This is a genomic window from Microbispora sp. NPDC046933 (genome assembly GCF_040644635.1).
Lineage (GTDB): Bacteria > Actinomycetota > Actinomycetes > Streptosporangiales > Streptosporangiaceae > Microbispora.
In genome coordinates this window covers 202,964-226,800 of record NZ_JBEYWW010000006.1, presented here as the reverse complement: position 1 = coordinate 226,800, position 23,837 = coordinate 202,964, and the positions used below count along the sequence as shown (strand labels likewise).

Below are 23,837 nucleotides of genomic sequence, written 5' to 3'. Positions count from 1 at the left end.
AAGTATCTTTCTTGAGGGAGTGTCATGTCCTCCGCTTCGCCGCCTCCGACCGGCTCCGGGGTCTCCCGGCCTCTGCTCGCCGTGCTGGCCCTGCTGTCGGCGGTGGCGCCGTTCGCCACCGACATGTACCTGCCGACGTTCACCGACATGGCGGCCGACCTTCAGACCGGCGCCTCCAGCGTGCAACTCACGCTCACCGCGTTCTTCGTCGGGATCGCCACCGGACAGCTCGTCATCGGACCGCTGTCCGACCGGTTCGGGCGGCGGCGGCCGATCCTGCTGGCCACTACTGTGGCCGTGGCCGCCTGCGTCGCGTGCGCGCTCGCGCCGAACGTCTGGTCGCTCATCGTCTTCCGGTTCGCACACGGCTTCGCCGGCGCCGCCGGCGTCGTGGTCGCCCGCGCCGTGGCCGCCGACCGCACGAGCGGCAGGGAGACGGCCCGGCTGTTCTCGCTGCTGGCCGCCATCGGTGGCGTCGCCCCCGTCATCGCTCCGCTGGCGGGCGGCCTGCTGGCCGCCGCAGGATGGCGCAGCGTCTTCTGGGTGCTGGCCGCCATCTCGGCGCTCATGCTGCTCGGCGCGGTCCTGGTCGTCCCGGAGACGCTCCCGCCCGCACGCCGGCACGGAGGCGGGATCGCCGCCACCGGCCGGGCCGCGCGGCGCCTGCTCGCCGACCGCGGATATCTCGGCTACACCTTCGCCTTCGGCTTCGGGTTCGCCGGGCTGATGGGGTACATCTCGGCCTCGCCCTTCGTCGTGCAGAACGTGCTGGGCCTGTCGACCACCGCCTACACGGTGACCTTCGCGGCCAACGCGCTGGGCCTGACGGCCGCCAGCGTCGCCGGGGCCCGCCTGCTGCGCCGGTTCTCCCCTGAGCGGCTGCTGCGCGTCGCTCAGGGCACCGTGCTGGTGCTGTCGGCCGTCCTGCTCGCGGCGCTGGCCGCCGGCCTGCCGGCCGCCGCCGTGCTGCCGGTGCTGTTCCTGACGGTCAGCTGCTTCTCGCTCGTCATGGGCAACTCCTCGGCGCTGGCCGTCGGCCGGGCGCCGTACGCCACCGGCACGGCCGCCGCCGTGCTGGGCGCGCTGCAGTTCGCGTTCGGCGCCCTGGTGGCGCCGCTGGTCGGCGTGGGAGGGGAGGGGACCGCCCTGCCGATGGGCGTCACGCTGGTGGTCAGCGCCATGCTTGGCATCGGCGCCCGCCTGGTCGCCGCGAAGGCGGCTCCCGTCGTGCCGTCCACCTCGGATGCCGCCTCCGAAGCCGCGCCCGCCGAAGCGGGGCGCGGTTGACGAGCGGCCGCGGAGGCGCCGAGCCGGTCGGGGTCCGTCACCCGGGGGGAGTGAAGCGGGACAGGTCGTAGATGCCAAGCGCCTTCTCGATGTCGGCGACCTGGTCGACCACCCCCTCGAAGCCGCGCGGCCCGAAACGCCGGTGCTCCTCGTCTTCGAAGACCTCGGCCAGGCGGAGGAACTCCTTGGCGGGCACGACCCCACGGAAGGCGGGGAACACCACCGTGTCCTCCCGCGCCTCGTGGGGCTCGTACATGCGGACGAACGCCGCCATGTCGGCGACCAGGGTCCGGGCGGCCCCGGCCCTCGTCATACGCCGGGTGGCGGAGGGGCATACGGCGCAGCCGCCGCCGAGGGGGCCGTGACGGTCGCCGCCCCCCACGACAGCGGCGGCGGCGGACAGGCCAAGCAGGTCGCGGCGGCGCACCACCGGTGAGTCGCGATCGTCCACTCCGTCTCCGTCCTCGCCCGGTCGTCAGGTCTCGCCCGCACGCTCGCCTGTGATCGGAGGCTGCCCCACACGGCCATACACCACGCGGCGGAGCGGGTAAACGCTCGGGCACGGCGAGCGGCGCCGGATGCCATGTCCCTGGCGACGGCCGACGCCGCCGGACGGCCCTCCTCCCGGGTGCTGATCTGCAAGGACCTCGCCGCGGACGGCACCTGGTATTTCGCGACGAGCGCGGGCAGCCGCAAGGGACGGGAGCTGGCCGCCACACCGTACGCCGCTCTGGCGTTCTACTGGCCCGAGCAGGGCCGTCAGATCCGGGTGCGGGGCACGACCGTCCCGGCGGACGCCGAGCGCGGCGCCGCCTGTGGCCCTGAGACGAACGCGCCCGCCCGGCGCCCTCCGCCGGGCGATACCGTGATCGATGTCGGATCCGTGTCTGTGGAGGTCGTCGTGACGGGCACACCGGCCCGCGCCGGGCAGGGGCCGCTGGAGCGCCGGCTGGGCCTGGCCGACGCCGTGGTCATCGGGCTGGGTTCGATGATCGGCGCGGGGATCTTCGCCGCCCTGTCGCCCGCGGCGCGGGCGGCCGGGTCCGGGCTGCTGCTCGGGCTGGCGGCGGCGGCGGTGGTCGCCTACTGCAACGCGACATCCTCGGCCCGGCTGGCCGCCCGCTACCCCGCCTCCGGCGGCACCTACGTGTACGGGCGGGAGCGGCTGGGGGACTTCTGGGGCTACCTGGCGGGGTGGGCGTTCGTGGTCGGCAAGATCGCCTCGTGTGCGGCGATGGCGCTGACCGTCGGCTCCTATGTGTGGCCGGAGCAGGCCCACGCGGTGGCGGTGGCGGCGGTGGCGGCGCTGACCGCCGTGAACTACGCGGGGATCCACAAGAGCGCCTGGCTCACCCGGGTCATCGTCGGGATGGTCCTCGCCGTGCTGGCCGCCGTGGTGGTCGCGGGCCTGACGTCCGGCGCCGCGGACCCGGCGCGGCTGGACGCCGGAGCCGACGCCACCGCCGGCGGGGCGCTGCAGGCGGCGGGTCTGCTGTTCTTCGCCTTCGCGGGATACGCCCGCATCGCCACCCTCGGCGAGGAGGTGCGCGACCCGGCGCGGACGATTCCCCGCGCGATTCCGCTCGCGCTCGGGCTCACCCTGGTCGTCTACGCGGCGGTCGCGGTGTCCGCGCTCGCCGTGCTGGGCGGCGCGGCGCTGGGGGACGCGGTGGCCCCCCTGGCCGCCGTCGTGCGGGAGGCCGGGCATCCCGGTCTGGCCCCGGTCGTACGGGCGGGTGCCGCGGTCGCCGCCACCGGCTCGCTGCTCGCTCTGATCCTCGGGGTGTCCCGCACCACGCTGGCGATGGCCCGCGACCGGCACCTGCCGCACGCCCTGGCCGCCGTCCACCCGCGCTTCACGGTGCCCCACCGCGCCGAGCTGGCCGTCGGCGCGGTCGTGGCGATCCTGGCCGCGACCGCGGACCTGCGCGGCGCGATCGGGTTCTCCTCCTTCGGGGTGCTGGTCTACTACGCCGTCGCCAACGCCGCCGCCTGGACCCTCGGCCCCGGTGAGGGGCGGCCGCCGCGGGTCGTGCCCGCCGTCGGCCTGGCCGGGTGCCTGATCCTGGCCTTCGCCCTGCCGCTGTCCTCGGTGGTCTCCGGGGCCGCCGTGCTCGCCGCCGGCGCCGCACTTTACGCCCTGCGCCGGGCCTTCACCTGACGGACGGGGCTTGAGGCTCGCAGGTGATTACCATGAGCGGATGCGATCCGAAGCCTCAAGTGCGGTGAGCCGCAGGGCGCTGCGCCCGGTCGATCTGGCGCGGGAGGCGGGGGTCTCCACCCAGCAGATCCGCAACTACGCCGACGCGGGCATCCTCCCGGCTGCCGAGCGGACGGCCTCCGGCTACCGCAGGTTCGACACGCGGCATCGTGCGGCCCTGCTCGCCTACCGGGCGTTGGCGAAGGGGTACGGGTGGGAGGCCGCCCGTTCGGTCATGCTGGCGGTGCACGACGGCGACCTGGCGGGCGCGCTCGCCCTCGTGGACGCCTGCCACGCCGCGCTGCACCGGCAGCGGCTCGCCCTGCGGGCGACGAGGGAGGCGCTCGAGGCGGTCGCCGGGCAGGATCCCGGCGGCCCGGCGGCGCCGCAGTCCGCCCTGCGCATCGGGGAGGTGGCCGCCCTCCTCGGCGTGCGCACCTCGGCGCTGCGGGTGTGGGAGGCCGCCGGGCTGCTGACGCCGCAGCGTGAGCCCGGCACCGGCTACCGGTGGTACGGCCCGGCGGAGGTCCGCGACGCCCGCATGATCCACATGCTCCGGCAGGGGCGGTATCCGCTGGCGCGGATCGGGGACGTGCTCGACGGCCTGCGCCGCACCGGCAGCACCGAGGCGCTGCGCGCGGCTCTCGCCGAGCGCGGCGCCGCCCTCGCCGCCACGGCCGTCGCCATGCTCGAAGGGGCGGCCCGCCTGCACGAGTACGTCACCGGCGCCGCGGCGCGCTGACAGGTCTATCCGATGATCCCGCGCCGCTGGCTGGCCAAGGCCCGCCTGGCCATCGGCGCCTTCCTCGACCGGCACCTGCGTCACGAGCTGTACCGGTGCAGCAGGGCGTAGGCCAGCAGCCGCCTGCACAGCTGTTCGCCCAGGTCCGACTCGCGGTAGCCGTACGCGAGGAGCAGGGGGCGCAGGATCTCCGCCTCGCCACAGGAGAAGAACAGCCCCACCGAGGCGAACTCGTACTCCCGCGCGCCCCGCATCGCCGGTTCGAAGTCGAACAGCCCCGACAGCCGCCAGCCGTCGCCGTCCCGCACCACCCTCAGGTGCTCGCGCATCACCTCCGTGTGCAGCAGCATGGGCGCGGACGGCGTGAGCTCGACGCTGTCGAGGAAGCCCGGGATCTGCGCCAGCCACGCCTCGTCCAGCCCGTCGGCGCGGTGGTGCGCCACGCACGCCTCCCGCCGCGTACGGAGGAAGCCGCCCCAGTCCTGCGGGCCCACGACCGCGTCGACGGCGGGGGAGGAGACGGAATGGAGCGCCGCCAGCGTCTCGCCCACGACGGCGGCCAGCTTCACCCGGCTGTCTCGCGGGATGCGCGGCCACGCCACGGCGAGGCTCTCACCGCGCAGGCGCGTCATCAGGATGTAGCTCCACCCGTCGAGCGGCCCCGCGTCCAGGACCCGCGGCGTCGGGATCGGCAGGCGTCCCTCGACGGCCCGCAGGACGGCGTGCTCGACGTCGTACCCTTCCGGCAGGGCGATCGACGGGTAGAGCTTGAGCACGTGCCGGTCGCCCACCGCGTAGACCGGCAGCGACCCGTCGGCGAAGCGCTCGACGCGTTCGTCACCCAGCCCGAGCCCGCTCACCAGGGCAGACACGGCCGGGCCGAGACGTGACTCGTCCCGGCGGACGGCCATGAACTGCTCCTGGGTCTCGGCCGGTGGCAGCCGCACGTCGGAAAGCACCGCCCGACGATAGACGACCGCCCCGGAAGCCGATCAACCGGTTTTTCGTGCCGGGCGCGGCATGGTGCCGATCACGGTGGTGGCGTCCAGTTCCTCGTCGTGCGTCAGGCGGGCGGCGAGCCCGGCGCGGGCGACGGCGCCGGCGGTCTCCCGGGCCTGGCCCTCGCTCGTCTCCACCAGCAGGAGGCCGCCCGGCGCGAGCCAGGCCTCCGCCCCGGCGACGACCCGCCGTACGATGTCGAGCCCGTCCGCGCCGCCGTCCAGCGCGACCTGCGGCTCGTGCACGCGCGCCTCCGGCGGCAGCAGCCCGATGGCGCCGGTGGGCACGTACGGCGGGCTGGCGACGAGGACGTCCACCCGTCCCCGCAGACCGGCGGGCAGGGCCGCGTACAGGTCGCCTTCGTACACCCTGCCACCCGCCGGGGCGAGGTTGCGGCGGGCACAGCGTACGGCGGCGGGGTCGACGTCCACGGCGTGCAGCTCGACCGGCCCGACGGCGGCGGCCAGCGCCATGCCCAGCGCGCCCGAGCCGCAGCACAGGTCGACGACGACGGCGCCCGGCCGGGCGAGCGCGGCGGCCTGGCGCACCAGGAACTCGGTGCGCGGCCGGGGCACGAAGACGCCCGGGTCGACGGCCAGGCGAAGACCGCAGAACTCGGCCCAGCCGAGGACGTGTTCCAGGGGCAGGCCGCGGACGCGCCGGTCCACCATGTCGTCGAGCTCGGCGGGCGTACGCGCGGCGGAGACCAGCAGACGGGCCTCGTCTTCGGCGAACACACACCCGGCGGCCCGCAGCCGGGCCACGATCGAGGGAAGAGCAGGGGAGAAGGACAGTGACAAGGGAGAGCCTTTCGGTGTGCCGAGGGCGCTCCCGCGGTCTGCCTGCCTCTAGGCGACCGTACGCACGGGGGTGGGGGAGCACCCGACCTGTTCAGCGGTAATGGGGCTCACCTCCTCGCGTCGTCGCCGCCGTGACCGGCACCCTACACCAGAGCGGCCGTACGCCGTCACGGGCCCGGGCCGCCGCCGGGGCGGGACGACTGTCTACTCACGGCGGAGGGGCGGGCGGCGGCCCCAGGTGGCCCAGCGCCACAGCCACTCCAGCGGGCCCTGCCGGTATCGGCGCAGCCACAGGGTGGACCACAGCCATTGGACGGCGAGGATGGCGCCGGCGATCAGGAGCACGGCCGAGGCTGTCCAGGTGTGCGGCGGGCCGCCGAGGGCGCGGCCCGTCACCAGGACGAGGACCGTCGCCGACAGATAATTGGTCAGCGCCATCCGCCCGAGCGGCGCGAACACGGCCCGCAGCACCGGCCGCAGCGGCGTCCAGAGCAGAACGAGCAGGACACAGACGTACACTCCGGCGATCAGCAGCCCGGCCCCGGCGATCGACACGCTGAAGCCGCGGTCTGCCGGGTCGAACCCGGTCTGGAGCCACAGCACGGGCGCCGCGGCGGCGGCCAGGACCAGCCCGAGCGTGGCCGGCACGCGCGACGGCTGCTCCAGCCGGTCGATCACGCCGTACCGGACCAGTGCCGAGCCCAGCAGGAACAGTCCGGCGATCAGGGCGATCCGGTCACCACCGATGAGCAGCGACACCACGACGAACGCGGGAGCGAGGACGGCGACGGCCAGACGGGGCAGCCAGGTCGAGGGCAGCAGCACCAGCAGGCCGACGACGGCGTAGGTGCTCAGGATGTCGCCGTGCCACAGCAGCACGAAGTGCGCCACGCCGAGCGCGAGCAGCACCAGGAGCCGGCGCAGCAGGATCACACGCGGCCGGGCGGTGCGGGCCGCCGCGGAGTCCAGCAGCAGCGAGAACCCGACGCCGAAGAGCAGGGAGAAGATCGGGAAGAAGCGCTGCTCGACGAGCAGGCCCAGCCAGGCGGCCTCGTTTCCGCCGGAAGCGGACGGCGCGACGAACGCGCCGGTCGCGGCGATCGGCTGGACGTTGGCGAGAAGGATCCCGCACAACGCGAACCCGCGTACGACGTCGAGCGCGGCGATGCGCGGGCGGCCCGCGGAGGTGGTGCTGTGGCCGGTCCCGCCGGGCCGCGGGCGGGCGGCGGGGGAGGGGGCGTTCTCACGGTGCATGGGGCCTCATCCTGAGGACGGCGGCCCCCTGCCGTTATCGGCCGGAAGCATGGTTCACACCACCCGCGACCGTACTTCCGGCCGGTTCTCCCCCTCGTGACAGGCGTGGCGCCTCACGACGCGTACAGGTTTTCGACTGCTTCCCGCGGAGAGACTCAGGGGTGCGGGCTCGGGAGTGATGGTCGACGATACGGGTCAGCAGCCGGGCGAGCTCCTCGCGTTCGGTGTGCGAGAGCGGCGCGCACAGGTCCTCCTGAATCTGCGCCAATACGCGACCGATCGTTATGAGCTCAGCGACCTCGTAGCCCGCCTCGGCCGCTTGTTGGACGAGAAGCGTCTCGGGGATGTACGGACCGTTTTCACCGAAGACGCCTCGGTCGCCACCGCCATCGGAGTGAATCGGAACGGAAACCGCCGTCCGCGGAGCTCTCGCGACCCGGCACGCTGCGCGGGCCCGGGATCCGGCGGATTTCCGTCCGGCGGGTGGAGGTGACGACGGCGGCGGGGCGAGGTCAGCCGCGGGCGGCGTCCCGCGCGGTCTGCTCCAGCCGGTTCCGGTAGCTCTCCCACCAGGCCTGATCCCCGGAGGGCAGGTTGAGGTTTCCGTCCCGCATCCCGGCCGCTCCGTCGACGAGCTCCCTGACGATGTCGGCGTGGCCGGCGTGCCGGTTGGTCTCCGCGATCACGTGCACCAGGATCTGGTGCAGCGTCACCTCGCTCCGCTCATCCGGCCACCACCGCACGCGGCCGACCGCGTCGAGCGCCAGCGTGGCGATCGTGGCGTCCGAATGCCGCCACACCCGGCGGTACAGCTCGACGATGTGGTCGCGCGACTCGTCCGCGGTCGCCCACATGTCCGCGTTGTCCTCGGCGTCGTCGGCCATCCACGGCAGCGGTTCGCCGAACGGCCGCCCGAAGGTCTCGCCGAAGTAGACCGCCTCCACTCCGGCCACGTGTTTGACGAGCCCCAGGAGGTTGGTGCCGGTGGGGGTCAGCGGGCGGCGGATCTCATACTCGGAGAGCCCGTCGAGCTTCCACAGCAGGGCATCGCGGGCGGCTTGCAGATAGCGTTGGAGATCAGTCTTCGGTTCCGATGTGGCCATGCCCGGCAGTCTTTCAGCCGGCACCGGCGGCCCGCACCGGCCTTTTCGCGGGCGTTGAGCCCCGCGACGATGGGAGCGATCGCGGGGATCGCGTCCTCCCGGACCACGTAATCGAGCAGGGCTCACCTGCACGGAGAAGGTCCCCACGCCACCAGCTGACGCAGCAGGGGTGCGGCCGGCCCACCTGCACGCGGAATGCGGAACGCCCCGCCCCCGGCAGGTGCCGGAGGCGGGGCGTGGCGGAGCCGGGGTCAGCAGACGATGAAGATGCTCTGCCAGCCGACCGGAGTCCTCTGCTCCGCGTTCCTGTCGGCGGCGAGCGTGAAGTGGGCGACGCCCTGCGCGTCGGGCTGGTTGTACATCCGGCCGCTCTGGCCGTCGCCGTACCAGCGGTACGACCCGTGGAAGGGGATGTTGGACACGCCGCAGCGGTCGATGACCACCGACCTGCCGCTGAAGCCGGGCCCCTCATAGGCGACGTACTGGGAGGCGTAGGCGGCGCCGGCGCTGATCGCGATTGTCGCGGCCGTCAGGGCGGGGACGAGGAGGTACCTTTTCATGACGCTCCTTGGGCTGGCCGAACTTCTACTATCAGTAATCGGATAGTAACGGAGAGTGTTCGGTCCGTCATCCCCTGCTCGTGGGGGAGTTCAGGTGATGGTCGGCGCAGCCGGGCGACCGCGCCCGGGCTGCAGTAAGTGAACAGCGTCCGCCTTCCTAGGACCCCTAGGTGAATACATAATCGCTTGCCCCTGATTTTAAGGGGCGATAGCTTCGTGCCTATGAGGCCAATTGCCGAGCGCGAGATCCGCGCCTCGTTCGTCAACTGCACCAAGGGCGAGGTCAAACGCCTTGCCGTACCGAGGGACCTGGATGTGCGGCCCTGGGACGACCTGGACTTCCTGGGCTGGCAGGACCCCTCCTCGCCGGGGCGTGCCTACCTCGTGGCAGAGCAGGGCGACCGGCTGGTCGGGGTGGCGCTGCGACGGGCCACCTCCAATGCCGGGCATGTGCGGCGCAGCATGTGCTCGCTCTGCCTGACGACGCACACCGGCGACGGCGTGTCGCTGATGACCGCCCGCCGCGCCGGCGGCAACGGCAACTCCGTGGGCGCCTACATCTGCACCGACCTGGCGTGCTCTCTCTACCTGCGCGGCAAGAAGGACGTCGGGCCCGGCGGGCGGATGCCCGAGTCGCTCACGCTCGAAGAGAAGATCAGCAGGACCGCGGTGAACGTGAGCGAGTTCCTCCAGAAGGTCACCCAATGAATCCGCCCCCCGTACGCGGCGGCCTGCCGGAGCCGGAATCCTCGCCGGTCACCTGACCCGGCGAGGGCGCCGTCGAGGGACGGTCATGCCGGGGTGCCGGTCGACGAACCTGCCACCGGCCTCATGGCCCGGGTGGCCGCTGAGGTCGAACGCGCCAGGGAGGAGTCGCGCCCCGGATCGTCGGCCCAGGCGTCGCCGGTGGACCATTCTGCGGCATCCGATGCGTTTCGCGGTCCGGCGCGCCAGATCGCGCCCCTGCCCGGCCGTCAGCGTCGCTTCCAGAAGTCGGTCAGGTGCGCCCCGGGCCGGAATCCGCAGGACTCGGCCATCGCACTCGCCTCCGAGAAACCGCGGGCCAGTGAGGGGGGATCGTGCGCGTCGCTGGCGAAGGTGACGGCCTGACCGCCTTCCTCGTGCCACCAGCGCACGACCAGCGGATGCAGGGGAACCCTGGTGTTGATCTCCAATGCCTTGCCCGCACCCGCGAGGGCCCGCAGGACCACGCGGTAGTCGTCCTCGAACGCCACGGGATCGTACGGTTCGGCATCGGCGGGCCAGTGCCGGACCGGATAGTCGATGTGGGCAAGGATCTCGAAGTCGTCGAACCGCTCGATCATCCGCAGGGTCTCGGCCAGGTAGCCGCGCACCACCGCGGAGGCCGGCTGGTCCCGGTAGAGACCGGAGACCTCGGTGGACCCGCTGCCGACCGGCAGGAAGTGCACGGAGGCGAGCACACGGTCGAATCCCCCCGACGCGAGGAGCGCACCGGCCCGGTGGCCGTGCCGGTGGGGTTCGCTCAGCTCGACGCCCGACAGGATCCGCAGGTCCGGAAAGCGGTCGCGGCATCGGTGCAGGCACTCCAGATAGCCGTCGAGGTCGATCTCCGGTGGGGTGAGCACCCGGCCGTTCACCAGTGCCTGCCAGGCGTCGGGAATCCTGTCGTGCTCGCGCAGGAGCCACGGGGTGAAGTCGGCGTGCTCGGTGAAGGCCAGGGACGGCAACCCGATCTCGACGGCCCGCTCACAGGTCCGCTCCATGGAGCCGGCCAGAGCGTCCCAGGACCATTCGCTGTGCACGTGACTGTCTGCGGGAAGCGGGTTCGCCGCCGGTGAACGCAATGAGACCGCCTCAGCGCCGAGGGGACGGGACATCAACAGATCTGCGAAGGCCGATGCTGCTGTGAAGCGCGCAGTTATCGACACTACTTGCGCCAGGTCACGATGAATCAGGGGCGGCGGGCGGCTTGTCCAGTCCGGTCAGCCTGACCAGGACGGCGAAACCATCGTCGGTGCCGGGCCAGTGCCGCCGCACAGCGGGTAAGCCGGCGCGGCGGACGACCGAGCGCAGGACGGCGGTGACGATGATGGCGTCGTCGGCATAGCCCAGGACCGGGATGACGTCGGGCACCAGGTCGATGGGGATCGCCAGGTAGGCCAGCAGCAGCGCGAGCCGTACGCGGATGCCGCGGGGCAGGTCGCGATCGGCGGCCAGGCGGCGGACCAGGCGCAGCGTGTCGGGCAGCAGCCGCAGCGCCTCGCGCAGCAGCCCGCCGCGGGGGCGAGCGATGGCCAGCGCGCCGATCAACGCCAGCCAGGTGACCGCCAGCGCGACCGCGAGCCCGATGAGCAGGTCCCAGCCCTGCGATCCGGTCATGCCTGCTCGCTTTCGTCACGGCCGGGCACCGTGGCGCCTGGTTCGATGGGTTGTCTCGGCCGCGAGTGCGTGCCGAGGCGCAGGCCGGGGCGGCGCAGCAGTCGCGTGCGGCGATAATAGCTGTCTGCTTTGTTCGGCCGGCCGCAGTCAGCACCGCCTCGAACGCCATGCGATCGATGGGCGGCGAGGCACGCTCGCCGCCCATCCCGCCACACCTACCGCAGGAGCCGCTTCATCGCGGTGATCTCCGCGGACTGGCTGGAGATGATGGAGGCGGCCATCTGCTTGGCCGGCTCGTAGATGCCGCCTGCCTGCTCCTGCTCGGCCATGGTGATGGCGCCTTCGTGGTGCTGGATCATCATGGTCAGGAACGCCCGGTCGAAGGCCGCTCCCCTGAGGCCTTCGAGCTTCTTCATGTCCTGGCTGGACATCATTCCGGGCATGCCGTGGTCCATCGGCGTGGTGTGCTCGCCGGGCACCTGCGCGCCCCAGCCGGTGAGCCAGTCGCTCATCGTTCGGATCTCGGGATCCTGGGCCGCTTCGATCTTCTTGGCCAGTTCCTTGACCCGACTGCCGGCGGCGTGGTTCTTGGCCAGCTGCGCCATCTCCACCGCCTGGCGGTGATGAGGGATCATCATCTGGGCGAACATGACGTCCTGGTCGTTGTGATCGGCTGCCGGGCTCGTGGCCGGAGTCGACGCCATCGGCATGGCCGACGTGGAGGCCATGGCCGGCGTGGTGTGATCGGCGACAGTGGCGTGATCGGCGGCATCCGTGGAGCCGCAGGCGGTGACCAGCAGACCGGCCGCTGCGAGAACGGCCGCGGGAATGACAATGCGCTTCATGAACGAACACCCTCCGTGTTCATCGAGGTGTATGGAAAGCCGGCGCTCGGCGGTCGAAGCAGACCGCCGAGTGCGGCCTCTACACCCGGATCACGCAGAGTTGCGCGAGAGTCGGTCCTCGAGGACGGGCGGTGGGCCCGAGCGGCATCCTTCCCCGCAGGGGCCGTATCGACGCCGGCACGGCCCAGCCGAGTACCGTCGCGACGGCGAGGAGCACGAGAGCCGTTCCAGCCGCCGGGAAGGCGAGGCAGACCTGGCCGCCCGCGTGGCCGTTGTGGGAGGAGCCGTGCCCGTCCTGGTGACGGTTGTCGAGCGACATCGGGGTGCCGGCGCCGACGGCGTGATCAAGCCCCATGGCGAGAACGCTTGGAGCGGGCGCCGGGCCAGGTGAGGGTTGCATTCCGTGCATGGCGACCAGCCCGCACAAGACGGCGGCGACCAGCAGCAGCCCGCCCAGCGGAGTGAGCCTGCGAGCCGCATCGCCCATCGTCACGGTCGTCACATTACCGGCCGTTGCGGCCGGCCCCGCGCCCTGGGGCGACGCCGGCTCACCGCGTAAGAGCGTGGGGCATCTTCACGGAGGGAAAGGACAACACGTTGGCCGTGACCACGCTTTGCGATTGATCGATTACAGTGAGCGACTTGTGGAGTGGGGTGCGCGAGGCGGAGCACGCCAGGCGAGGGTCCTGGTGTGGGCCTGCGTGCTGCTCGCAATCGTCACCATCGCTCACCTGTCGGCGCATACGCTGACGCCGCACCATCACAGCGAGTGCGGCTCCCGTCCGGCGCAGTCGTGCGATCACCATCCGGTGCCGCACCATCATGATGCGATCGCTCATCCGGACGCCTTTCCCGTGCCGGAATGCCAGCAGCTTGCCGTCGCGCCCGCGACCGCACCGCGGCTCGTCATCGCCGAGTCCGCTGTCGCGGTGAGCGCGGCCCTGCCACCGCCGGCTCCGGGACGAGACCCTCCATGCGGCCATCGCGCACGCTCGGTGCGGACGCACACGCTCGAGGTGTATCGGCCCTGAAGGTCACAGGCGACGCCGGCCCTCCACGAGGTCCGGCCTGCCCGCCCTGTGTGCATTCCTTCAGGACCCCGGCGCCGTGCGCCGGAGAGAGCGTGACCGACCATGTCTTTGATCAATACTGTTCCGACGTCCAGACCTTCCCTTGCTCAGCTGGTGGGCAACACTCCCGTCTGCTGGATCTCCGAGCCGTTCACCCCGCCCGGGCGGGGCTTCTGGGCCAAGCTGGAGGGCGCCAACCCCGGGGGGCTCAAGGACCGCCCTGCCCTGCACATCGTGCGGCGCGCCCTCATGCGAGGCGATCTCACCCCCGGAGCGATGATCGTCGAGTCCACTTCCGGAACCTTCGGCCTGGGACTCGCGCTGGCCGGCATCGTCTACGGTCATCCCGTCACCGTGGTGTCCGACCCGGGGATGGAGGCGATCGTGCATCGCCTTCTGCGCGCCTACGGCGCGCGTGTCGAAACCGTCGAACGGCCGCATCCGGAGAGGGGCTGGCAGCAGGCCCGCCTGGACCGGGTGCGCCATCTGCTGACCCGGCATCCGGGAGCCTACTGGCCCCGGCAGTACGACAACCCCGACAACGTCGACGCCTATGCCGGACTGGCACACGAACTCGTCGAGCAACTCGGCCGGGTCGACGTGCTGGTCTGCAGCGTGGGCACCGGGGGCCACTCGGCGGGAGTGGCCAAAGTCCTGCGCCGTCATCACCCTGCCATGCGCCTGGTCGGCGTGGACGCGGTGGGATCGACGATCTTCGGACAGCCCGCCCGCCCGCGTCTGATGCGCGGCCTGGGCAGCAGCATCCATCCCCGCAACGTCGCGCGTGAGGAGTTCGACGAGGTCCACTGGGTCGCCCCGCACGAGGCCGCCTGGGCCTGCCGCACCTTGGCCGCCACGCACTACGCCAGCGGAGGGTGGAGCGTCGGCGCCGTCTGCGTGGTCGCCTCCTGGCTGGCCACCACCTTGCCCGGCGACTCCCGGATCGTGGCGATCTTCCCTGACGGCCCCGCCCGGTACTACACCACGATTTACGACGACGTCTACTGCGCCGCACATCACCTGCTGGGCAGGCCTCCGGCCTCCGAACCCGAGGAGATCAAGCACCCGGGCGAAGCCGAGGCGGTCACCTGGACGCGGATGGTGATGCGCTGATGTGGCACCGCTACCGCTCCTTCGACCGCAGCGTCCGGCTGCTCATGCTCAACCAGTTCGCCATCAACGTCGGCTTCTACATGCTGATGCCCTATCTGGCCGGTCACCTGGCCCACGGCCTGGGCATGGCGGCCTGGACCGTCGCCCTGGTTCTGGCCATGCGCAACCTCAGCCAGCAGGGCCTGTTCCTTCTCGGCGGCGCTCTGGCCGACCGGCTGGGCTACCGGCCGATCATCATCGCGGGCTGCCTGCTGCGCACCTGCGGATTCGCTCTGCTCGGCTTCGCCGCCACTCTGCCCGCGCTGCTGGTCGCCTCGGCGATGACCGGTCTGGCCGGTGCGCTGTTCAACCCCGCGGTCCGGGCCTACCTCGCCCATGACGCCAAAGACCGCCGGGTGGAGGCGTTCGCCCTGTTCAACGTTTTCTACCAGGCGGGCATCCTGGCCGGTCCCCTGATCGGGCTCGCCCTCGTGACCGTCGGCTTCCCGCTGGTATGCGGAACGGCCGCGACCGTGTTCGCGCTGCTGACCCTGCTGCAGTCGGCGGCACTGCCGCCCTGCCGCAGCACCACTGATGCGCCGACGGGGCTGCCGGCCGGATGGCGCATCGTGGTCACCAACCGGCCGTTCCTGCTGTTCACCCTGGCCATGTGCACCTCCTACGTACTGGCTTTCCAGATCTACCTGGCGCTGCCACTGCACCTGGGCAGCACAGGCGAGGTCAGCGCCCTGTTCGTGGTGTCGGCCGTGGTCGCCATCGGCGGCCAGCTGCGCATCACCGAGTGGGCCCGCGCCCGCTGGAGCAGCGGTCAGGCCATCAGCCGCGGGCTCGCGCTGATGGCGCTGGCCTTCGTGCCCATAGCGATCACGGCCTGGACCGGGGGCGGGCGATCGGATGGCCTGCGTCTGGCGGCGGTGCTCGTCTGCACGGTGATGCTGGCGCTCGGCGGCGCACTGACCTACCCGTTCGAGATGGACACGGTGGTGCTGCTGTCGGGGGAACGGCTCGTCGCCACCCATTACGGGCTGTACAACACGGTGGCCGGCATCGCTGTCACCCTCGGCAACGTGATCATCGGTGCCCTTCTCGATTCCGCGGGAAGTGCGACACCATGGGCGCTGCTGGCGGCGGCGGGCACAGCGGGCGCGATCGCCGTCCATTTCCTCACCCGAGGCCGCCGCGCCACGGACGCCCCGCCTTCCGAAGCCCTCGCGGCATCGCAGGCGAAGCCGGAGGGAACCGCCGGACCAACAGTTCCTCCGCGTGCGCGGACAGCGGGGGACAGGCCGAGATAAGAAGCCGACCGGCGCTCACGCGGTTGTTCGATTCCTCACGCGGCCGGTCGGCCTCAACCGGCCGGCCGCGCTCTGGCCTCTGCGCCACCAACTGCTCATCCGCATCTCCGACACAGCGTGGATCCCGAGCCTGGGGGAGTGCCCCACAGCGGTGGTCACAGCCCCGGCAGTGCTGTTCAGCCTGAAGCTTCCCTCGTCGACAGCATCCGTTCCATCAACGAGATCTCCCCCTGTTGAGCCGCGACGATCGCCTCCGCCAGCCGTCGAACGCGCTCGTCGCCGCTCAACCGCAGGGCGGCACGCGCCATGTCCACGCCACCCTTGTGATGCGCGATCATCAGGCGGAGGAACAGCGCCTCCGCCTCACGCCCCTGGGCCCCCTCCAACTGCTTCAGTTGGCCGGATGTCGCCATTCCCGGCATCGAGGCGGCGGTGTGACCCATGGAGCCGTGCCCCTGCCGCGTCGTCCATGTCATCGGAGGAGCCAGGGAGGTCTGCGGCAGTCCCCACATGTCGAGCCAGGCGAACATCTGGCCGATCTGCTGCTGCTGGGTCAGCGCGATGTCATAGGCGAGAGTCCGCACCTCCGCATCCGCGGTGCGGTCGCGCACGATCATTGCCATGCGTACGGCCTGTGCGTGGTGAATCTGCATGTCCCTGGTGAATCCGGCCTCGGGTGAGTCGTCGGCCGGACCCTGACGATTGAGGGCCGCTCCGGCCAGGACGACCACCACGGCGGCGACGGCGGCAACGGCCAGGGCGCGCGGTCTCAGGCGTCTGATCCAGGTCATACGGAGGGCTCTCCCGTTCCGCCGTCGCAGGGCGCGCCCGGCTCGGGAGCTTGAGGGCTCTTCGCGTGGGCACGGATGAAACGCGCGAGTCTCGGGTCGTCCGGGCCGTCCAGGGTCAGTTGCTTGCCCCATGCGCTCGCGACGACCGCGGACCTCTGACCGGCGAACGGAGAGAGGACCACGTACTCCTGGCCGGCGACGAGATCGCGGATTTTCTGCAGATCCTCCCTCGGGAGAGCCGTCGAGTGTGTGATCCAGACGGCGCCGTGCTCCTGCGCGTGCACCACGTTCTCGGTGCGAACCGGCTGGTCATAGATGCCGCAGTTGATCCAGGTCGGGTCGTGGTCACCGCCGACCGGTGGGGACTGCGGGTACGCGACGGTCTCGGTGGTGTGATCGCGGCTCTTGATGACATAGCTGCGCACGGCATCAAGCGAAGTCCTGTTCCTCTCCTTGAGGAACAAGACTCCACCTGCCACGGCGATCCCGCTCACCAGAAGGGCCGACGTACCGATCAGAGTGACTCTCCGCAACCGGTCAGACCTCCGCTGCCGGGCCTGCAGTTGCGAGAGGCGCTCTTGCCTGGTCGCCTGCTCCGCACCGCTCATCGGGCTTCTCCTATCGCCTATCTTCTACGACGCGTAGAACTTCTACACAAAGTAGAATATGGCGGCCGTAAAGCCGGTTCGGGTGCCCTGGGGATGTCGCAGCCGCCTGGGAGGCCGACGTTGCTCGCGCGTGTAAACGATGAGTATCCGTGGAGCTGCTTGTGGTAATAGTCACAGGTCGAGACAGGGATCGGCCTGCCGGACCCTCTCCGAACGCCTCATGACCGCAGCCCGAGCCCCTCGCATCTGAGCACGTGTCCTGGCATCGCGAGCGTTGACAGATGAGATCGTCTCGTTATGCTCTCATATATGAACAGTGGTGCAAATGTAACGGCGATCGTCTCGACCGACTCCTGCTCGCTGCCCGTCGTCGATGCGGCCCGCGTGGAGAGTGTCCGGCGGGCGATGCCCGGCCAGGAGATGGTCGAGGACCTGGCGCAGATCTTCGGCCTCCTGGCCGATCCCGGGCGGTTGCGGCTGATCGCGGCGCTGCTGGAGGGCGGCGAGATGTGCGTGTGCGATCTCGCTGCGGCGACCGGCCACAGCATGTCCGCCGCGTCCCACGCCCTGCGCCTGCTCCGCGTCCACAACGTGGTGAAGGTGCGACGCGCGGGAAGGATGGCCTACTACCGCCTCGCGGACTCGCACGTACGGCTACTGTTCGACCTGGCGATCACCCACATGCGGCACGGCGAGCAGGACCGGGACGATGAGTAAGGGTCACGACCACGGCCATGGTCACGGGCACGCGGTCAGCGCCGAGGCCGACCGGCGTCTGCTGACCGGCGCGCTGGCGCTCATCCTCGGCTTCATGGCGGTCGAGGTCGTCATCGGCGTCGTCGCGCACTCCCTGGCCCTGATCTCCGACGCCGGGCACATGCTCACCGACGCCATCGCCATCGTCTTCGCGATCATCGCGATGCGGATCGCCGCCCGCCCGCCGCAGGGCGGCTTCACCTACGGCCTCAAGCGTGCCGAGATCATCTCGGCCCAGATCAACGGCATCACGCTGCTACTGCTCAGCGTCTACTTCGTCTATGAGGGCGTACGCCGCCTGATCGAGCCGCCCGAGGTGGAAGGCGCCTACGTCGTCGCCACCGGCATCGCCGGAATCGCGGTGAACCTGGCCGCGACCTGGCTGCTGAGCAGGGCCAACCGCGCCAGCCTGAACGTCGAGGGCGCCTTCCAGCACATCCTCAACGACCTGTTCGCCTTCATCGCCACCACCGCCGCCGGCGCGGTGATCTGGCTGACCGGCTGGGCCCGGGCCGACGCCCTGGCCGCGCTGGTCGTGGCCGCCCTGATGCTCAAGGCCGGATGGGACCTGGTGCGCGAGTCCGGCCGGGTCTTCATGGAGGCCGCCCCCGCCGGGATGAACCCCGCCGAGATCGGCCGCAAGGCCGCCGCCCTGGAACACGTGGTGGAGGTGCACGACCTGCACATCTGGGAGGTCACCAGCGGCTACCCCGCCATGTCCGCGCACATCCTGGTCGCCCCCGGCGCGGACTGCCACGCCGTACGGCAGGCGGCGCAGCGGATGGTCCACGACGAGTACGGCATCGCCCACACCACCCTCCAGGTCGACCACGCCCCGCCGCAACTCCTGACCATCGGCGAAACGGCGGCCGAGGCGGCGGAGCCCCACTGCGTCACCGGACTCGACCGTGTCACCGAACCACACTCTGCCACCGAACCACGCGGTGTCGCCGAACCACGCGGTGTCACGGAACCACACTGTGCTGACGCGCACGGTCCCGCGCACAGCGGCAGCGCCTCGTCCGACACGCCGGCGGGGGCCGAGCCGCCCGCGGGCTCGCCGTCCGAGGACCGCTGAGCCGGCGGCCGTGTCGTTGAGGTGTTCGTTCTCCTGACGGCCGGAGGCGTCACCGGCTCCCTCAGACCGGGTTATCCGGCCGCTTCGATCTCCGGCTGGGATTCCGGCCCGGTCATCACGCGGAGGAAGGACCTGACCCGGGTGTTGGCGGGGTCGCTGAAGAAGGTCTGGGGAGCCTGCTCCTCGAGGATGTAACCGTTGTCCATGAACAGGACGCGATCGGCGACCTCGCGAGCGAACGCGATCTCGTGCGTGACGATCACCATCGTCATGCCCCTCCTGGCCAGGTCTCGCAGAACCTGCAGCACCTCGGCCCGCAGCTCGGGGTCGAGAGAAGAGGTCGGTTCGTCGAGCAGGACGACCTCCGGGTCCATGGCCAGCGCCCTGGCGATGGCGACTCTCTGCTTCTGGCCCCCGGAGAGCCGCGAAGGGTACTCGTCCCGCTTGTCGGCGAGGCCGACCCGTTCCAGCAGCCGCTCTCCCACTTCCTGTGCGTAGGGCCGCGGCAGACGTCGTACGGACAGCGGTCCCTCCACCACGTTCTGCAGGACCGTCATGTGGGGGAAGAGGTTGTAGTGCTGGAACACCATCGCCGTGCGGATGCGGATGTCGCGGACGAGCCGTGCCTGGCCCCGCCCGGCGCCCCGTACGGAGCAGTCGACGGTCCGTCCGCGGACGGTGACGATGCCGGCGTCGGGTTGCTCCAGGAGGTTCAGGCAGCGCAGCAGGGTGGTCTTGCCGGAGCCCGAGGGGCCCATGACGACGACGACCTCGCCGCTGTGGACGGAGAGGTCCACGCTCTTGAGCACCTGGAGGTCGCCGAAGCGCTTGTGCAGTCCGTGCGCGTCGATCGCGAGCCTGTCCGTCATGCGTACGCCCTTCCCATGTGCCGTTCGAGCGCCGTCTGTCCGAGGGACAGGGCGGTGTTGATGAGCCAGTAGCCGATGGCGGCGACGACGAAGGCCTCGATGTAGCGGAACGACGAACTGCCCGCGCTCTCGGCCACGCGGGTGAGTTCGACGACCGTGATGACCGAGGCGAGCGAAGTGTCCTTCATCAGGGCGACGAACCGGTTGCCAATGGCGGGCAGGGCGGTCCGGATCGCCTGCGGGAAGATGATCCGCCCGAGTATGCGCCGGTAGGTCATCCCCATCGAGTGGGCGGCCTCCCACTGCCCCTTGTCGACGGCCAGGATTCCGCCGCGGAGGTTCTCGCTGAGGTACGCGGCGGAGTAGAGGGTGAACGTCAGGATCGCGGCGGGGATGGGCGGGATCCTGACCCCGAGCTGGGGCAGCCCGAAGTAGACCAGCATGATCTGGATGAGCAGGGGAGTGCCCCGGAACACCGAGACGTAGCCGATGGCCGCGAGTCTGAGCGGCAGGAACGCCGAGATCCTGGCCAGCGCGACGAGGGTGCCGAGACCGGAGCCGAGGACGAAGGACACGAGGCCGAGAAGGAGCGTCACGGCCAGCCCCTGGAGCAGGGCGGGCATCGGCAGAGCGAGAAAGTCCATCAGGAACTCCTCTCCGCGGGCGGTCGGGTGGTCTGAGCTGTCGGCAGGCCGCGTACGGCGGCGGCCATGTCGGTGCCGCCGAACCAGCGGCGCGAGATGGCCGACAGGGTGCCGTCCGCGAGCATCGCGGTGATCGCCGTGTTCACGGCGTCCTTGAACCGTGGGGACTTCTTGCGGAAGGACATGCCGAGAACCTCCTGGTGCAGCACCGGGATCGCCGCCCGGACCGGCAGCGCCTTCTTCGCGGCGAGGTAGCCGCCCTGGAACCGGGAGACCAGGGCGGCGTCGGCGCGGCCCTGGGACAGGTCCGTCAGGCCAAGCATCGCGTTCTTGTAGGTCCGCAGGTCCGCTCCCGGAATGGAGGCCCGCGCGAACTCGGCCTCCGTGGTGCCCTCGGAAACGGCGATCCTCTTGCCGGCCAGGTCCTTCGGCCCGGCGATGCCGGTGGTGCCCGCGCGGACGAAGACGGCGACGTCGTTGACCGCGTAGGGGCGGGAGAAGTCGACCTGCTGCTCGCGCTTGCTCGTGATGGTCTGCGCGGACACCACGATGTCGAACCTGTCCGCCTGGATGCCTCCGACGAAGTCCACACGGGGTATCCCCAGCCGCTTCGCGAGGTCCTTGGCGACGTCCACGTCGTATCCGGCCGGCTGCGCGGCGTCGTCGAGGAAGTTCCACGGCGGATTGGCCTGGGTCAGGGCCACCCGCAGAGAGCCGGTGGCGCGAGCGCGTGCCAGGACGTCCTCGGCGCCCGCTCCCGAGCACGCGGCGAGCGGCAGCGAGACCAGGAGAACCACGGACCCGGCGGCCTTGCGGCGGATTCCGGTCGTCGTCCGGGTCACCCGGCGCCGTCTGTCACGGCTGTGGCCGTACGCGGTGCGCATGGTCAGCCGTTCGGGGACAGGTAGTGGGGGCCGTGCGGGTCGGCGCAGTGGCGGGGGTCGACGCAGTCGACGGCATCCGTCGCCGATCGAGAGGCCTGGTCGACCTGCAACGTCGTGTGGGAGATGCCATAGGAACTCGCGAGCAGCTCCTGCAGCCGGCGCCGTACCGCGCCGCAGTCGCCCGGGGGGCGGACGAAGACGTGCGCCGACAGCGTCAGGTCGCCGGAGGTGAGCTCCCAGACGTGCAGGTCGTGCACCTCCGCCACGTCCGGCTGGGTGGCCAGCCTCGCGCCGATCTCAGCGGGAATGAGCCCGGCGGGAGCCGCCTGGAGGAAGATCCGCCCGGTCTCGCGGATGAGGCCGTACCCGGCCTTGAGCATCAGCGCCGCCACGATCAGCGTGGCGATCGCGTCCGCCCGGGCGAAGCCCGTAAGGAGAACGATCAGCCCGGACACGGCGGTGGCGATGAACGCGAACAGGTCGTTGAGGATGTGCTGGAACGCGCCCTCCACGTTCAGGCTGCTTCGATCCGCCTTGCTGAGCAGCCAGGTGGCCGCGACGTTGATCACGATGCCGGCCAGCGCGGTGACCAGCACGAGGCCGCCTTCGACCTCAGGCGGGACGATGAGGCGACGAATCGCCTCGTAGAAGAAGAACCCCGCCAGCACCAGCAGCGTCGCACCGTTGAGTTGCGCCGACAGGATCTCGGCCCGCTTGAACCCGTAGGTGAATCCACCTCGTGGCGGGCGGGCGGCCAGCGCCATCGCCACCAGGGCGAAGGCGATCGAGGCGGCGTCGGTGAGCATGTGCCCGGCGTCGGAGATGAGTGCCAGGGATCGCGCGGCGAGCCCGACGACCAGCTCGGCCGCCATGAACGCGACGAGAAGCGCCAGGGCGGCGATCAGGAGCCGCTTGTCCGCGTTCGCCGAAACCGCATGGCCATGCCCGTGTCCGTGGCCGTGTCCGCGCGCGTGGCCGTGGTGCACGCTACCCCCGCGACCGTGACTCTGCCTGTGATCAGGCTCATGATGTGGCTGTTCATGATGGGGGTGGGTGTGTTCATGGCTGTGGCCCGGCTCGTGGCGGTTCTCGTGATCGGCCGTCTGATCCGGTGCCGGGTGATGTGGAACTGCCATAGTGAGAACGCCTCCTGATCCCAATCCCGGCCGGGCTTGCAAGCGCCTGTGACGGCTCGACGGCACGGGGTTCCTCCTGCCATCGCCGAGAAGCATCAGTGCCGGAAGGCCCTCAGCAGGCTCTGACGCTGCCGCTCGCTCAGGTCACCCACGCGGGCTTTCCTGCCGGTGCCGCCTGCCGCCATGAGCGCGGCGGTACGGAAGCGATCACGACGAGGAAGAGCGTGGAGGAGACGTGCGACGGGAATCCGGCTCGCCACCGAGTTCTCCCGATTCACCACCTGGGCAGGCGACATGCCGCCAGAGGCGAACGCCGCCCGGAGCTCTGCTCGGGTCAGAGGCCGAGATCGTGACACCGCGGACGCGGGAGATGATCTGGTGAGTTGCACCACGGGGACGTGAGCAACGGGCCTGGCAGAGGCAGGGCCGGCTGCCATGGCCCTGCCGGGCCGCTCGGCTGTCTGGGCGCCTTCCTCCTCCTCGTGCATGGCGTGTGCCGCGGCCAGAAGGGCGCCGGCGGTGACGGAGACAGTGGCGGCGATCGCGAGATGCCGTTTGGAGAGGCGGCCGTTCCGCTGCCGGCTGCCGGCGAGCCTCATGCCGACGATCGCCGTGCGCGACAGGACGCCGATGACCACTCCGAGCAGGATCGGCACCCACTGCTGAGGCAGCGGCCGAAGAGTGGCGGTGAGCACGCCGACCGCAGGGCTGAGGCAGGCCACCACCAACCACGGACTCAACCGCTGCTTGGCCATGTCGAGAAGAGCGGCCAGCGCCAGCCCTTCACTCGCCGAGTGCACCGTCAGGGCGAGAATGATCACAGCGGATGCGGTCAATGCCAGCGTTGCCCCTTCGATCGCACGGTGCAACGTCAGAGCCGCCGCCGTGCCCATGCCGCCGTACAGCGCCGCGCCGACCACCTCCTTGACCCGCCGGTGCAGACCTGGCGCGTGCCTGCCGGCACGCGGCTGATCCTCGTCATGAGGACAGGCACAACCCTTTCGGGTGAAATAGGTGATCACGGTGAAGCCGAAGGCGGCGGCCAACGCCACCATCCAGAACGGGGTGCCGCTTTCCGCCGCGTCGTGCCAGGCGTCAGGAAGCAGGTCGACGAGAGCCGTGACCAGCATCATCGCCGAGGCGATCGCGAGCCAGATCGTCATCCGTTCCGAGTTTCGCCGGGCGAGCCATGCCCCTGCGAGGGTCGAGGCGCAGACCAGCGCCACGGCGGCCCACGCCTCCTGCCCCGCGGGTTGCCGCTCCAGTGCGGCTCCGACAACCCCCGGCCAACCTGTCAGTGGCATCTGTGCATCTCCTGAGGTCAATTCGTTGGAGTGGTGTTGGAGTGGTGTTGGAGCGGGCACGCGACATCGCGCAGCGAACAGGCGGACGCCCTGCGGCTCCGTGACGCATGGCGGGGACGGGGGTCGCCTCGCGAGTGC

Annotated in this window: 28 protein-coding genes and 1 pseudogene; 12 read left to right on the top strand and 17 right to left on the bottom strand. The window is 71.0% G+C overall.

Annotated elements, in window-relative coordinates; genetic code table 11:
- Window positions 1-24: 24 nt before the first annotated feature.
- Complete coding sequence (locus ABZ857_RS10770; protein WP_357040814.1) at window positions 25-1,287, top strand: multidrug effflux MFS transporter; 1,263 nt, start codon at window positions 25-27, stop codon at window positions 1,285-1,287.
- A 37-nt stretch (window positions 1,288-1,324) separates the two neighbouring features.
- Here the strand turns inward: ABZ857_RS10770 and ABZ857_RS10765 are convergent, their stop codons facing one another.
- On the bottom strand, window positions 1,325-1,738 hold the full coding sequence (locus ABZ857_RS10765) for a hypothetical protein (RefSeq protein ID WP_357040811.1): 414 nt from the start codon (window positions 1,736-1,738) through the stop codon (window positions 1,325-1,327).
- Here ABZ857_RS10765 and ABZ857_RS10760 point away from each other — a divergent pair.
- From ABZ857_RS10760 to ABZ857_RS10750, 3 genes and pseudogenes are all read left to right on the top strand, one after another.
- Window positions 1,730-2,059, top strand: a pseudogene (locus ABZ857_RS10760) (pyridoxamine 5'-phosphate oxidase family protein); the annotation flags it as partial. The gene ABZ857_RS10765 and the pseudogene ABZ857_RS10760 sit on opposite strands and share 9 nt — an antisense overlap.
- Before the next feature lie 165 nt (window positions 2,060-2,224).
- Window positions 2,225-3,448 (top strand): APC family permease, encoded by a 1,224-nt coding sequence (locus ABZ857_RS10755; protein WP_357041098.1) that lies wholly within the window; start codon window positions 2,225-2,227, stop codon window positions 3,446-3,448.
- A 40-nt stretch (window positions 3,449-3,488) separates the two neighbouring features.
- Window positions 3,489-4,229, top strand: a complete 741-nt coding sequence (locus tag ABZ857_RS10750; protein WP_357040808.1) for a MerR family transcriptional regulator — start codon at window positions 3,489-3,491, stop codon at window positions 4,227-4,229.
- Window positions 4,230-4,309: 80 nt separating this feature from the next.
- On the opposite strand, the gene ABZ857_RS10745 is transcribed toward ABZ857_RS10750, so the two are convergent.
- The 3 genes from ABZ857_RS10745 to ABZ857_RS10735 form a co-directional block, all read right to left on the bottom strand.
- The gene (locus ABZ857_RS10745) at window positions 4,310-5,188 is read right to left on the bottom strand and encodes an aminoglycoside 3'-phosphotransferase/choline kinase family protein (RefSeq protein WP_357040806.1); all 879 of its coding nucleotides are present in this window, start codon (window positions 5,186-5,188) and stop codon (window positions 4,310-4,312) included.
- 33 nt (window positions 5,189-5,221) lie between these two features.
- Window positions 5,222-6,028 carry a putative protein N(5)-glutamine methyltransferase gene (locus ABZ857_RS10740; protein WP_357040803.1) on the bottom strand — a complete coding sequence of 269 codons (807 nt, stop codon included), beginning with the start codon at window positions 6,026-6,028 and terminating at the stop codon, window positions 5,222-5,224.
- A gap of 204 nt (window positions 6,029-6,232) precedes the next feature.
- Window positions 6,233-7,282 (bottom strand): DUF418 domain-containing protein, encoded by a 1,050-nt coding sequence (locus tag ABZ857_RS10735; RefSeq protein WP_357040801.1) that lies wholly within the window; start codon window positions 7,280-7,282, stop codon window positions 6,233-6,235.
- A gap of 178 nt (window positions 7,283-7,460) precedes the next feature.
- Here ABZ857_RS10735 and ABZ857_RS10730 point away from each other — a divergent pair, with 178 nt between their 5' ends.
- Window positions 7,461-7,775, top strand: a complete 315-nt coding sequence (locus tag ABZ857_RS10730) for a nuclear transport factor 2 family protein (protein ID WP_357040798.1) — start codon at window positions 7,461-7,463, stop codon at window positions 7,773-7,775.
- A 19-nt stretch (window positions 7,776-7,794) separates the two neighbouring features.
- On the opposite strand, the gene ABZ857_RS10725 is transcribed toward ABZ857_RS10730, so the two are convergent.
- Both ABZ857_RS10725 and ABZ857_RS10720 read right to left on the bottom strand, forming a co-directional pair.
- Window positions 7,795-8,385: a DinB family protein gene (locus ABZ857_RS10725; protein WP_357040795.1), complete on the bottom strand. Its 591-nt coding sequence runs from the start codon at window positions 8,383-8,385 to the stop codon at window positions 7,795-7,797.
- A gap of 251 nt (window positions 8,386-8,636) precedes the next feature.
- Entirely contained in the window at window positions 8,637-8,945 is a 309-nt protein-coding gene (locus ABZ857_RS10720; RefSeq protein ID WP_357040792.1) for a MiAMP1 family antimicrobial peptide, read from the bottom strand.
- A gap of 222 nt (window positions 8,946-9,167) precedes the next feature.
- Here ABZ857_RS10720 and ABZ857_RS10715 point away from each other — a divergent pair, with 222 nt between their 5' ends.
- Complete coding sequence (locus ABZ857_RS10715; RefSeq protein ID WP_357040789.1) at window positions 9,168-9,653, top strand: FBP domain-containing protein; 486 nt, start codon at window positions 9,168-9,170, stop codon at window positions 9,651-9,653.
- A gap of 266 nt (window positions 9,654-9,919) precedes the next feature.
- Here ABZ857_RS10715 and ABZ857_RS10710 read toward each other — a convergent pair whose 3' ends face one another.
- The 4 genes from ABZ857_RS10710 to ABZ857_RS10695 all read right to left on the bottom strand — a co-directional run bounded on the left by ABZ857_RS10710 (window position 9,920) and on the right by ABZ857_RS10695 (window position 12,638).
- A complete protein-coding gene (locus ABZ857_RS10710) occupies window positions 9,920-10,729 on the bottom strand; it encodes a PHP domain-containing protein (protein ID WP_357040786.1) in 810 nt (269 codons plus the stop codon).
- Between the two features lie 139 nt (window positions 10,730-10,868).
- Complete coding sequence (locus tag ABZ857_RS10705) at window positions 10,869-11,306, bottom strand: DUF1232 domain-containing protein (protein ID WP_357040783.1); 438 nt, start codon at window positions 11,304-11,306, stop codon at window positions 10,869-10,871.
- A 215-nt stretch (window positions 11,307-11,521) separates the two neighbouring features.
- Window positions 11,522-12,151 carry a DUF305 domain-containing protein gene (locus ABZ857_RS10700; protein WP_357040780.1) on the bottom strand — a complete coding sequence of 210 codons (630 nt, stop codon included), beginning with the start codon at window positions 12,149-12,151 and terminating at the stop codon, window positions 11,522-11,524.
- A gap of 79 nt (window positions 12,152-12,230) precedes the next feature.
- Window positions 12,231-12,638, bottom strand: coding sequence for a DUF6153 family protein (locus tag ABZ857_RS10695; protein WP_357041095.1), 408 nt, complete (start codon window positions 12,636-12,638; stop codon window positions 12,231-12,233).
- A gap of 214 nt (window positions 12,639-12,852) precedes the next feature.
- Here ABZ857_RS10695 and ABZ857_RS10690 point away from each other — a divergent pair, with 214 nt between their 5' ends.
- The 3 genes from ABZ857_RS10690 (at window position 12,853) to ABZ857_RS10680 (ending at window position 15,629) form a co-directional block, all read left to right on the top strand.
- Window positions 12,853-13,182: a hypothetical protein gene (locus ABZ857_RS10690; RefSeq protein WP_357040777.1), complete on the top strand. Its 330-nt coding sequence runs from the start codon at window positions 12,853-12,855 to the stop codon at window positions 13,180-13,182.
- Window positions 13,183-13,335: 153 nt separating this feature from the next.
- Window positions 13,336-14,334 carry a PLP-dependent cysteine synthase family protein gene (locus tag ABZ857_RS10685; protein ID WP_357040774.1) on the top strand — a complete coding sequence of 333 codons (999 nt, stop codon included), beginning with the start codon at window positions 13,336-13,338 and terminating at the stop codon, window positions 14,332-14,334.
- Window positions 14,334-15,629: an MFS transporter gene (locus ABZ857_RS10680; protein WP_357040771.1), complete on the top strand. Its 1,296-nt coding sequence runs from the start codon at window positions 14,334-14,336 to the stop codon at window positions 15,627-15,629. Before ABZ857_RS10685 ends, ABZ857_RS10680 begins: the two co-directional genes overlap by 1 nt.
- A 176-nt stretch (window positions 15,630-15,805) precedes the next feature.
- Here ABZ857_RS10680 and ABZ857_RS10675 read toward each other — a convergent pair whose 3' ends face one another.
- Window positions 15,806-16,420 (bottom strand): DUF305 domain-containing protein, encoded by a 615-nt coding sequence (locus ABZ857_RS10675; RefSeq protein ID WP_357040768.1) that lies wholly within the window; start codon window positions 16,418-16,420, stop codon window positions 15,806-15,808.
- Window positions 16,417-17,028, bottom strand: coding sequence for a DUF3105 domain-containing protein (locus tag ABZ857_RS10670; protein ID WP_357040765.1), 612 nt, complete (start codon window positions 17,026-17,028; stop codon window positions 16,417-16,419). The genes ABZ857_RS10675 and ABZ857_RS10670 overlap by 4 nt, the downstream gene beginning before the upstream one ends.
- Window positions 17,029-17,337: 309 nt before the next feature.
- Here ABZ857_RS10670 and ABZ857_RS10665 point away from each other — a divergent pair, with 309 nt between their 5' ends.
- Both ABZ857_RS10665 and ABZ857_RS10660 read left to right on the top strand, forming a co-directional pair.
- Entirely contained in the window at window positions 17,338-17,745 is a 408-nt protein-coding gene (locus ABZ857_RS10665; protein ID WP_357040762.1) for a metalloregulator ArsR/SmtB family transcription factor, read from the top strand.
- Entirely contained in the window at window positions 17,738-18,862 is a 1,125-nt protein-coding gene (locus ABZ857_RS10660; protein WP_357040759.1) for a cation diffusion facilitator family transporter, read from the top strand. The genes ABZ857_RS10665 and ABZ857_RS10660 overlap by 8 nt, the downstream gene beginning before the upstream one ends.
- 71 nt (window positions 18,863-18,933) lie before the next feature.
- On the opposite strand, the gene ABZ857_RS10655 is transcribed toward ABZ857_RS10660, so the two are convergent.
- The 4 genes from ABZ857_RS10655 to ABZ857_RS10640 are packed head-to-tail and all read right to left on the bottom strand — an operon-like array spanning window position 18,934 to window position 22,245.
- Window positions 18,934-19,731: an amino acid ABC transporter ATP-binding protein gene (locus tag ABZ857_RS10655; protein WP_357040757.1), complete on the bottom strand. Its 798-nt coding sequence runs from the start codon at window positions 19,729-19,731 to the stop codon at window positions 18,934-18,936.
- Window positions 19,728-20,375 (bottom strand): amino acid ABC transporter permease, encoded by a 648-nt coding sequence (locus ABZ857_RS10650; RefSeq protein ID WP_357040754.1) that lies wholly within the window; start codon window positions 20,373-20,375, stop codon window positions 19,728-19,730. The genes ABZ857_RS10655 and ABZ857_RS10650 overlap by 4 nt, the downstream gene beginning before the upstream one ends.
- Window positions 20,375-21,217: a transporter substrate-binding domain-containing protein gene (locus tag ABZ857_RS10645; RefSeq protein ID WP_357040751.1), complete on the bottom strand. Its 843-nt coding sequence runs from the start codon at window positions 21,215-21,217 to the stop codon at window positions 20,375-20,377. Before ABZ857_RS10645 ends, ABZ857_RS10650 begins: the two co-directional genes overlap by 1 nt.
- Before the next feature lie 44 nt (window positions 21,218-21,261).
- A complete protein-coding gene (locus ABZ857_RS10640; RefSeq protein ID WP_357040749.1) occupies window positions 21,262-22,245 on the bottom strand; it encodes a cation diffusion facilitator family transporter in 984 nt (327 codons plus the stop codon).
- A gap of 15 nt (window positions 22,246-22,260) precedes the next feature.
- Between ABZ857_RS10640 and ABZ857_RS10635 the strand changes: the two genes are divergently transcribed.
- A complete protein-coding gene (locus tag ABZ857_RS10635) occupies window positions 22,261-22,413 on the top strand; it encodes a hypothetical protein (RefSeq protein WP_357040746.1) in 153 nt (50 codons plus the stop codon).
- Between the two features lie 77 nt (window positions 22,414-22,490).
- On the opposite strand, the gene ABZ857_RS10630 is transcribed toward ABZ857_RS10635, so the two are convergent.
- Window positions 22,491-23,558, bottom strand: coding sequence for a hypothetical protein (locus ABZ857_RS10630; RefSeq protein WP_357040743.1), 1,068 nt, complete (start codon window positions 23,556-23,558; stop codon window positions 22,491-22,493).
- Window positions 23,559-23,837 lie beyond the last annotated feature (279 nt).

Bases quoted from the DNA above. Each gene is read 5' to 3' on its own strand.
- ABZ857_RS10770 (WP_357040814.1), top strand. From the start codon at position 25: ATGTCCTCCGCTTCGCCGCCTCCGACCGGCTCCGGGGTCTCCCGGCCT.
- ABZ857_RS10750 (WP_357040808.1), top strand. From the start codon at position 3,489: ATGCGATCCGAAGCCTCAAGTGCGGTGAGCCGCAGGGCGCTGCGCCCG.
- ABZ857_RS10735 (WP_357040801.1), bottom strand. From the start codon at position 7,282: ATGCACCGTGAGAACGCCCCCTCCCCCGCCGCCCGCCCGCGGCCCGGC.
- ABZ857_RS10730 (WP_357040798.1), top strand. From the start codon at position 7,461: ATGGTCGACGATACGGGTCAGCAGCCGGGCGAGCTCCTCGCGTTCGGT.
- ABZ857_RS10725 (WP_357040795.1), bottom strand. From the start codon at position 8,385: ATGGCCACATCGGAACCGAAGACTGATCTCCAACGCTATCTGCAAGCC.
- ABZ857_RS10720 (WP_357040792.1), bottom strand. From the start codon at position 8,945: ATGAAAAGGTACCTCCTCGTCCCCGCCCTGACGGCCGCGACAATCGCG.
- ABZ857_RS10715 (WP_357040789.1), top strand. From the start codon at position 9,168: ATGAGGCCAATTGCCGAGCGCGAGATCCGCGCCTCGTTCGTCAACTGC.
- ABZ857_RS10705 (WP_357040783.1), bottom strand. From the start codon at position 11,306: ATGACCGGATCGCAGGGCTGGGACCTGCTCATCGGGCTCGCGGTCGCG.
- ABZ857_RS10700 (WP_357040780.1), bottom strand. From the start codon at position 12,151: ATGAAGCGCATTGTCATTCCCGCGGCCGTTCTCGCAGCGGCCGGTCTG.
- ABZ857_RS10695 (WP_357041095.1), bottom strand. From the start codon at position 12,638: ATGGGCGATGCGGCTCGCAGGCTCACTCCGCTGGGCGGGCTGCTGCTG.
- ABZ857_RS10680 (WP_357040771.1), top strand. From the start codon at position 14,334: ATGTGGCACCGCTACCGCTCCTTCGACCGCAGCGTCCGGCTGCTCATG.
- ABZ857_RS10675 (WP_357040768.1), bottom strand. From the start codon at position 16,420: ATGACCTGGATCAGACGCCTGAGACCGCGCGCCCTGGCCGTTGCCGCC.
- ABZ857_RS10670 (WP_357040765.1), bottom strand. From the start codon at position 17,028: ATGAGCGGTGCGGAGCAGGCGACCAGGCAAGAGCGCCTCTCGCAACTG.
- ABZ857_RS10665 (WP_357040762.1), top strand. From the start codon at position 17,338: ATGAACAGTGGTGCAAATGTAACGGCGATCGTCTCGACCGACTCCTGC.
- ABZ857_RS10660 (WP_357040759.1), top strand. From the start codon at position 17,738: ATGAGTAAGGGTCACGACCACGGCCATGGTCACGGGCACGCGGTCAGC.
- ABZ857_RS10655 (WP_357040757.1), bottom strand. From the start codon at position 19,731: ATGACGGACAGGCTCGCGATCGACGCGCACGGACTGCACAAGCGCTTC.
- ABZ857_RS10650 (WP_357040754.1), bottom strand. From the start codon at position 20,375: ATGGACTTTCTCGCTCTGCCGATGCCCGCCCTGCTCCAGGGGCTGGCC.
- ABZ857_RS10630 (WP_357040743.1), bottom strand. From the start codon at position 23,558: ATGACGATCTGGCTCGCGATCGCCTCGGCGATGATGCTGGTCACGGCT.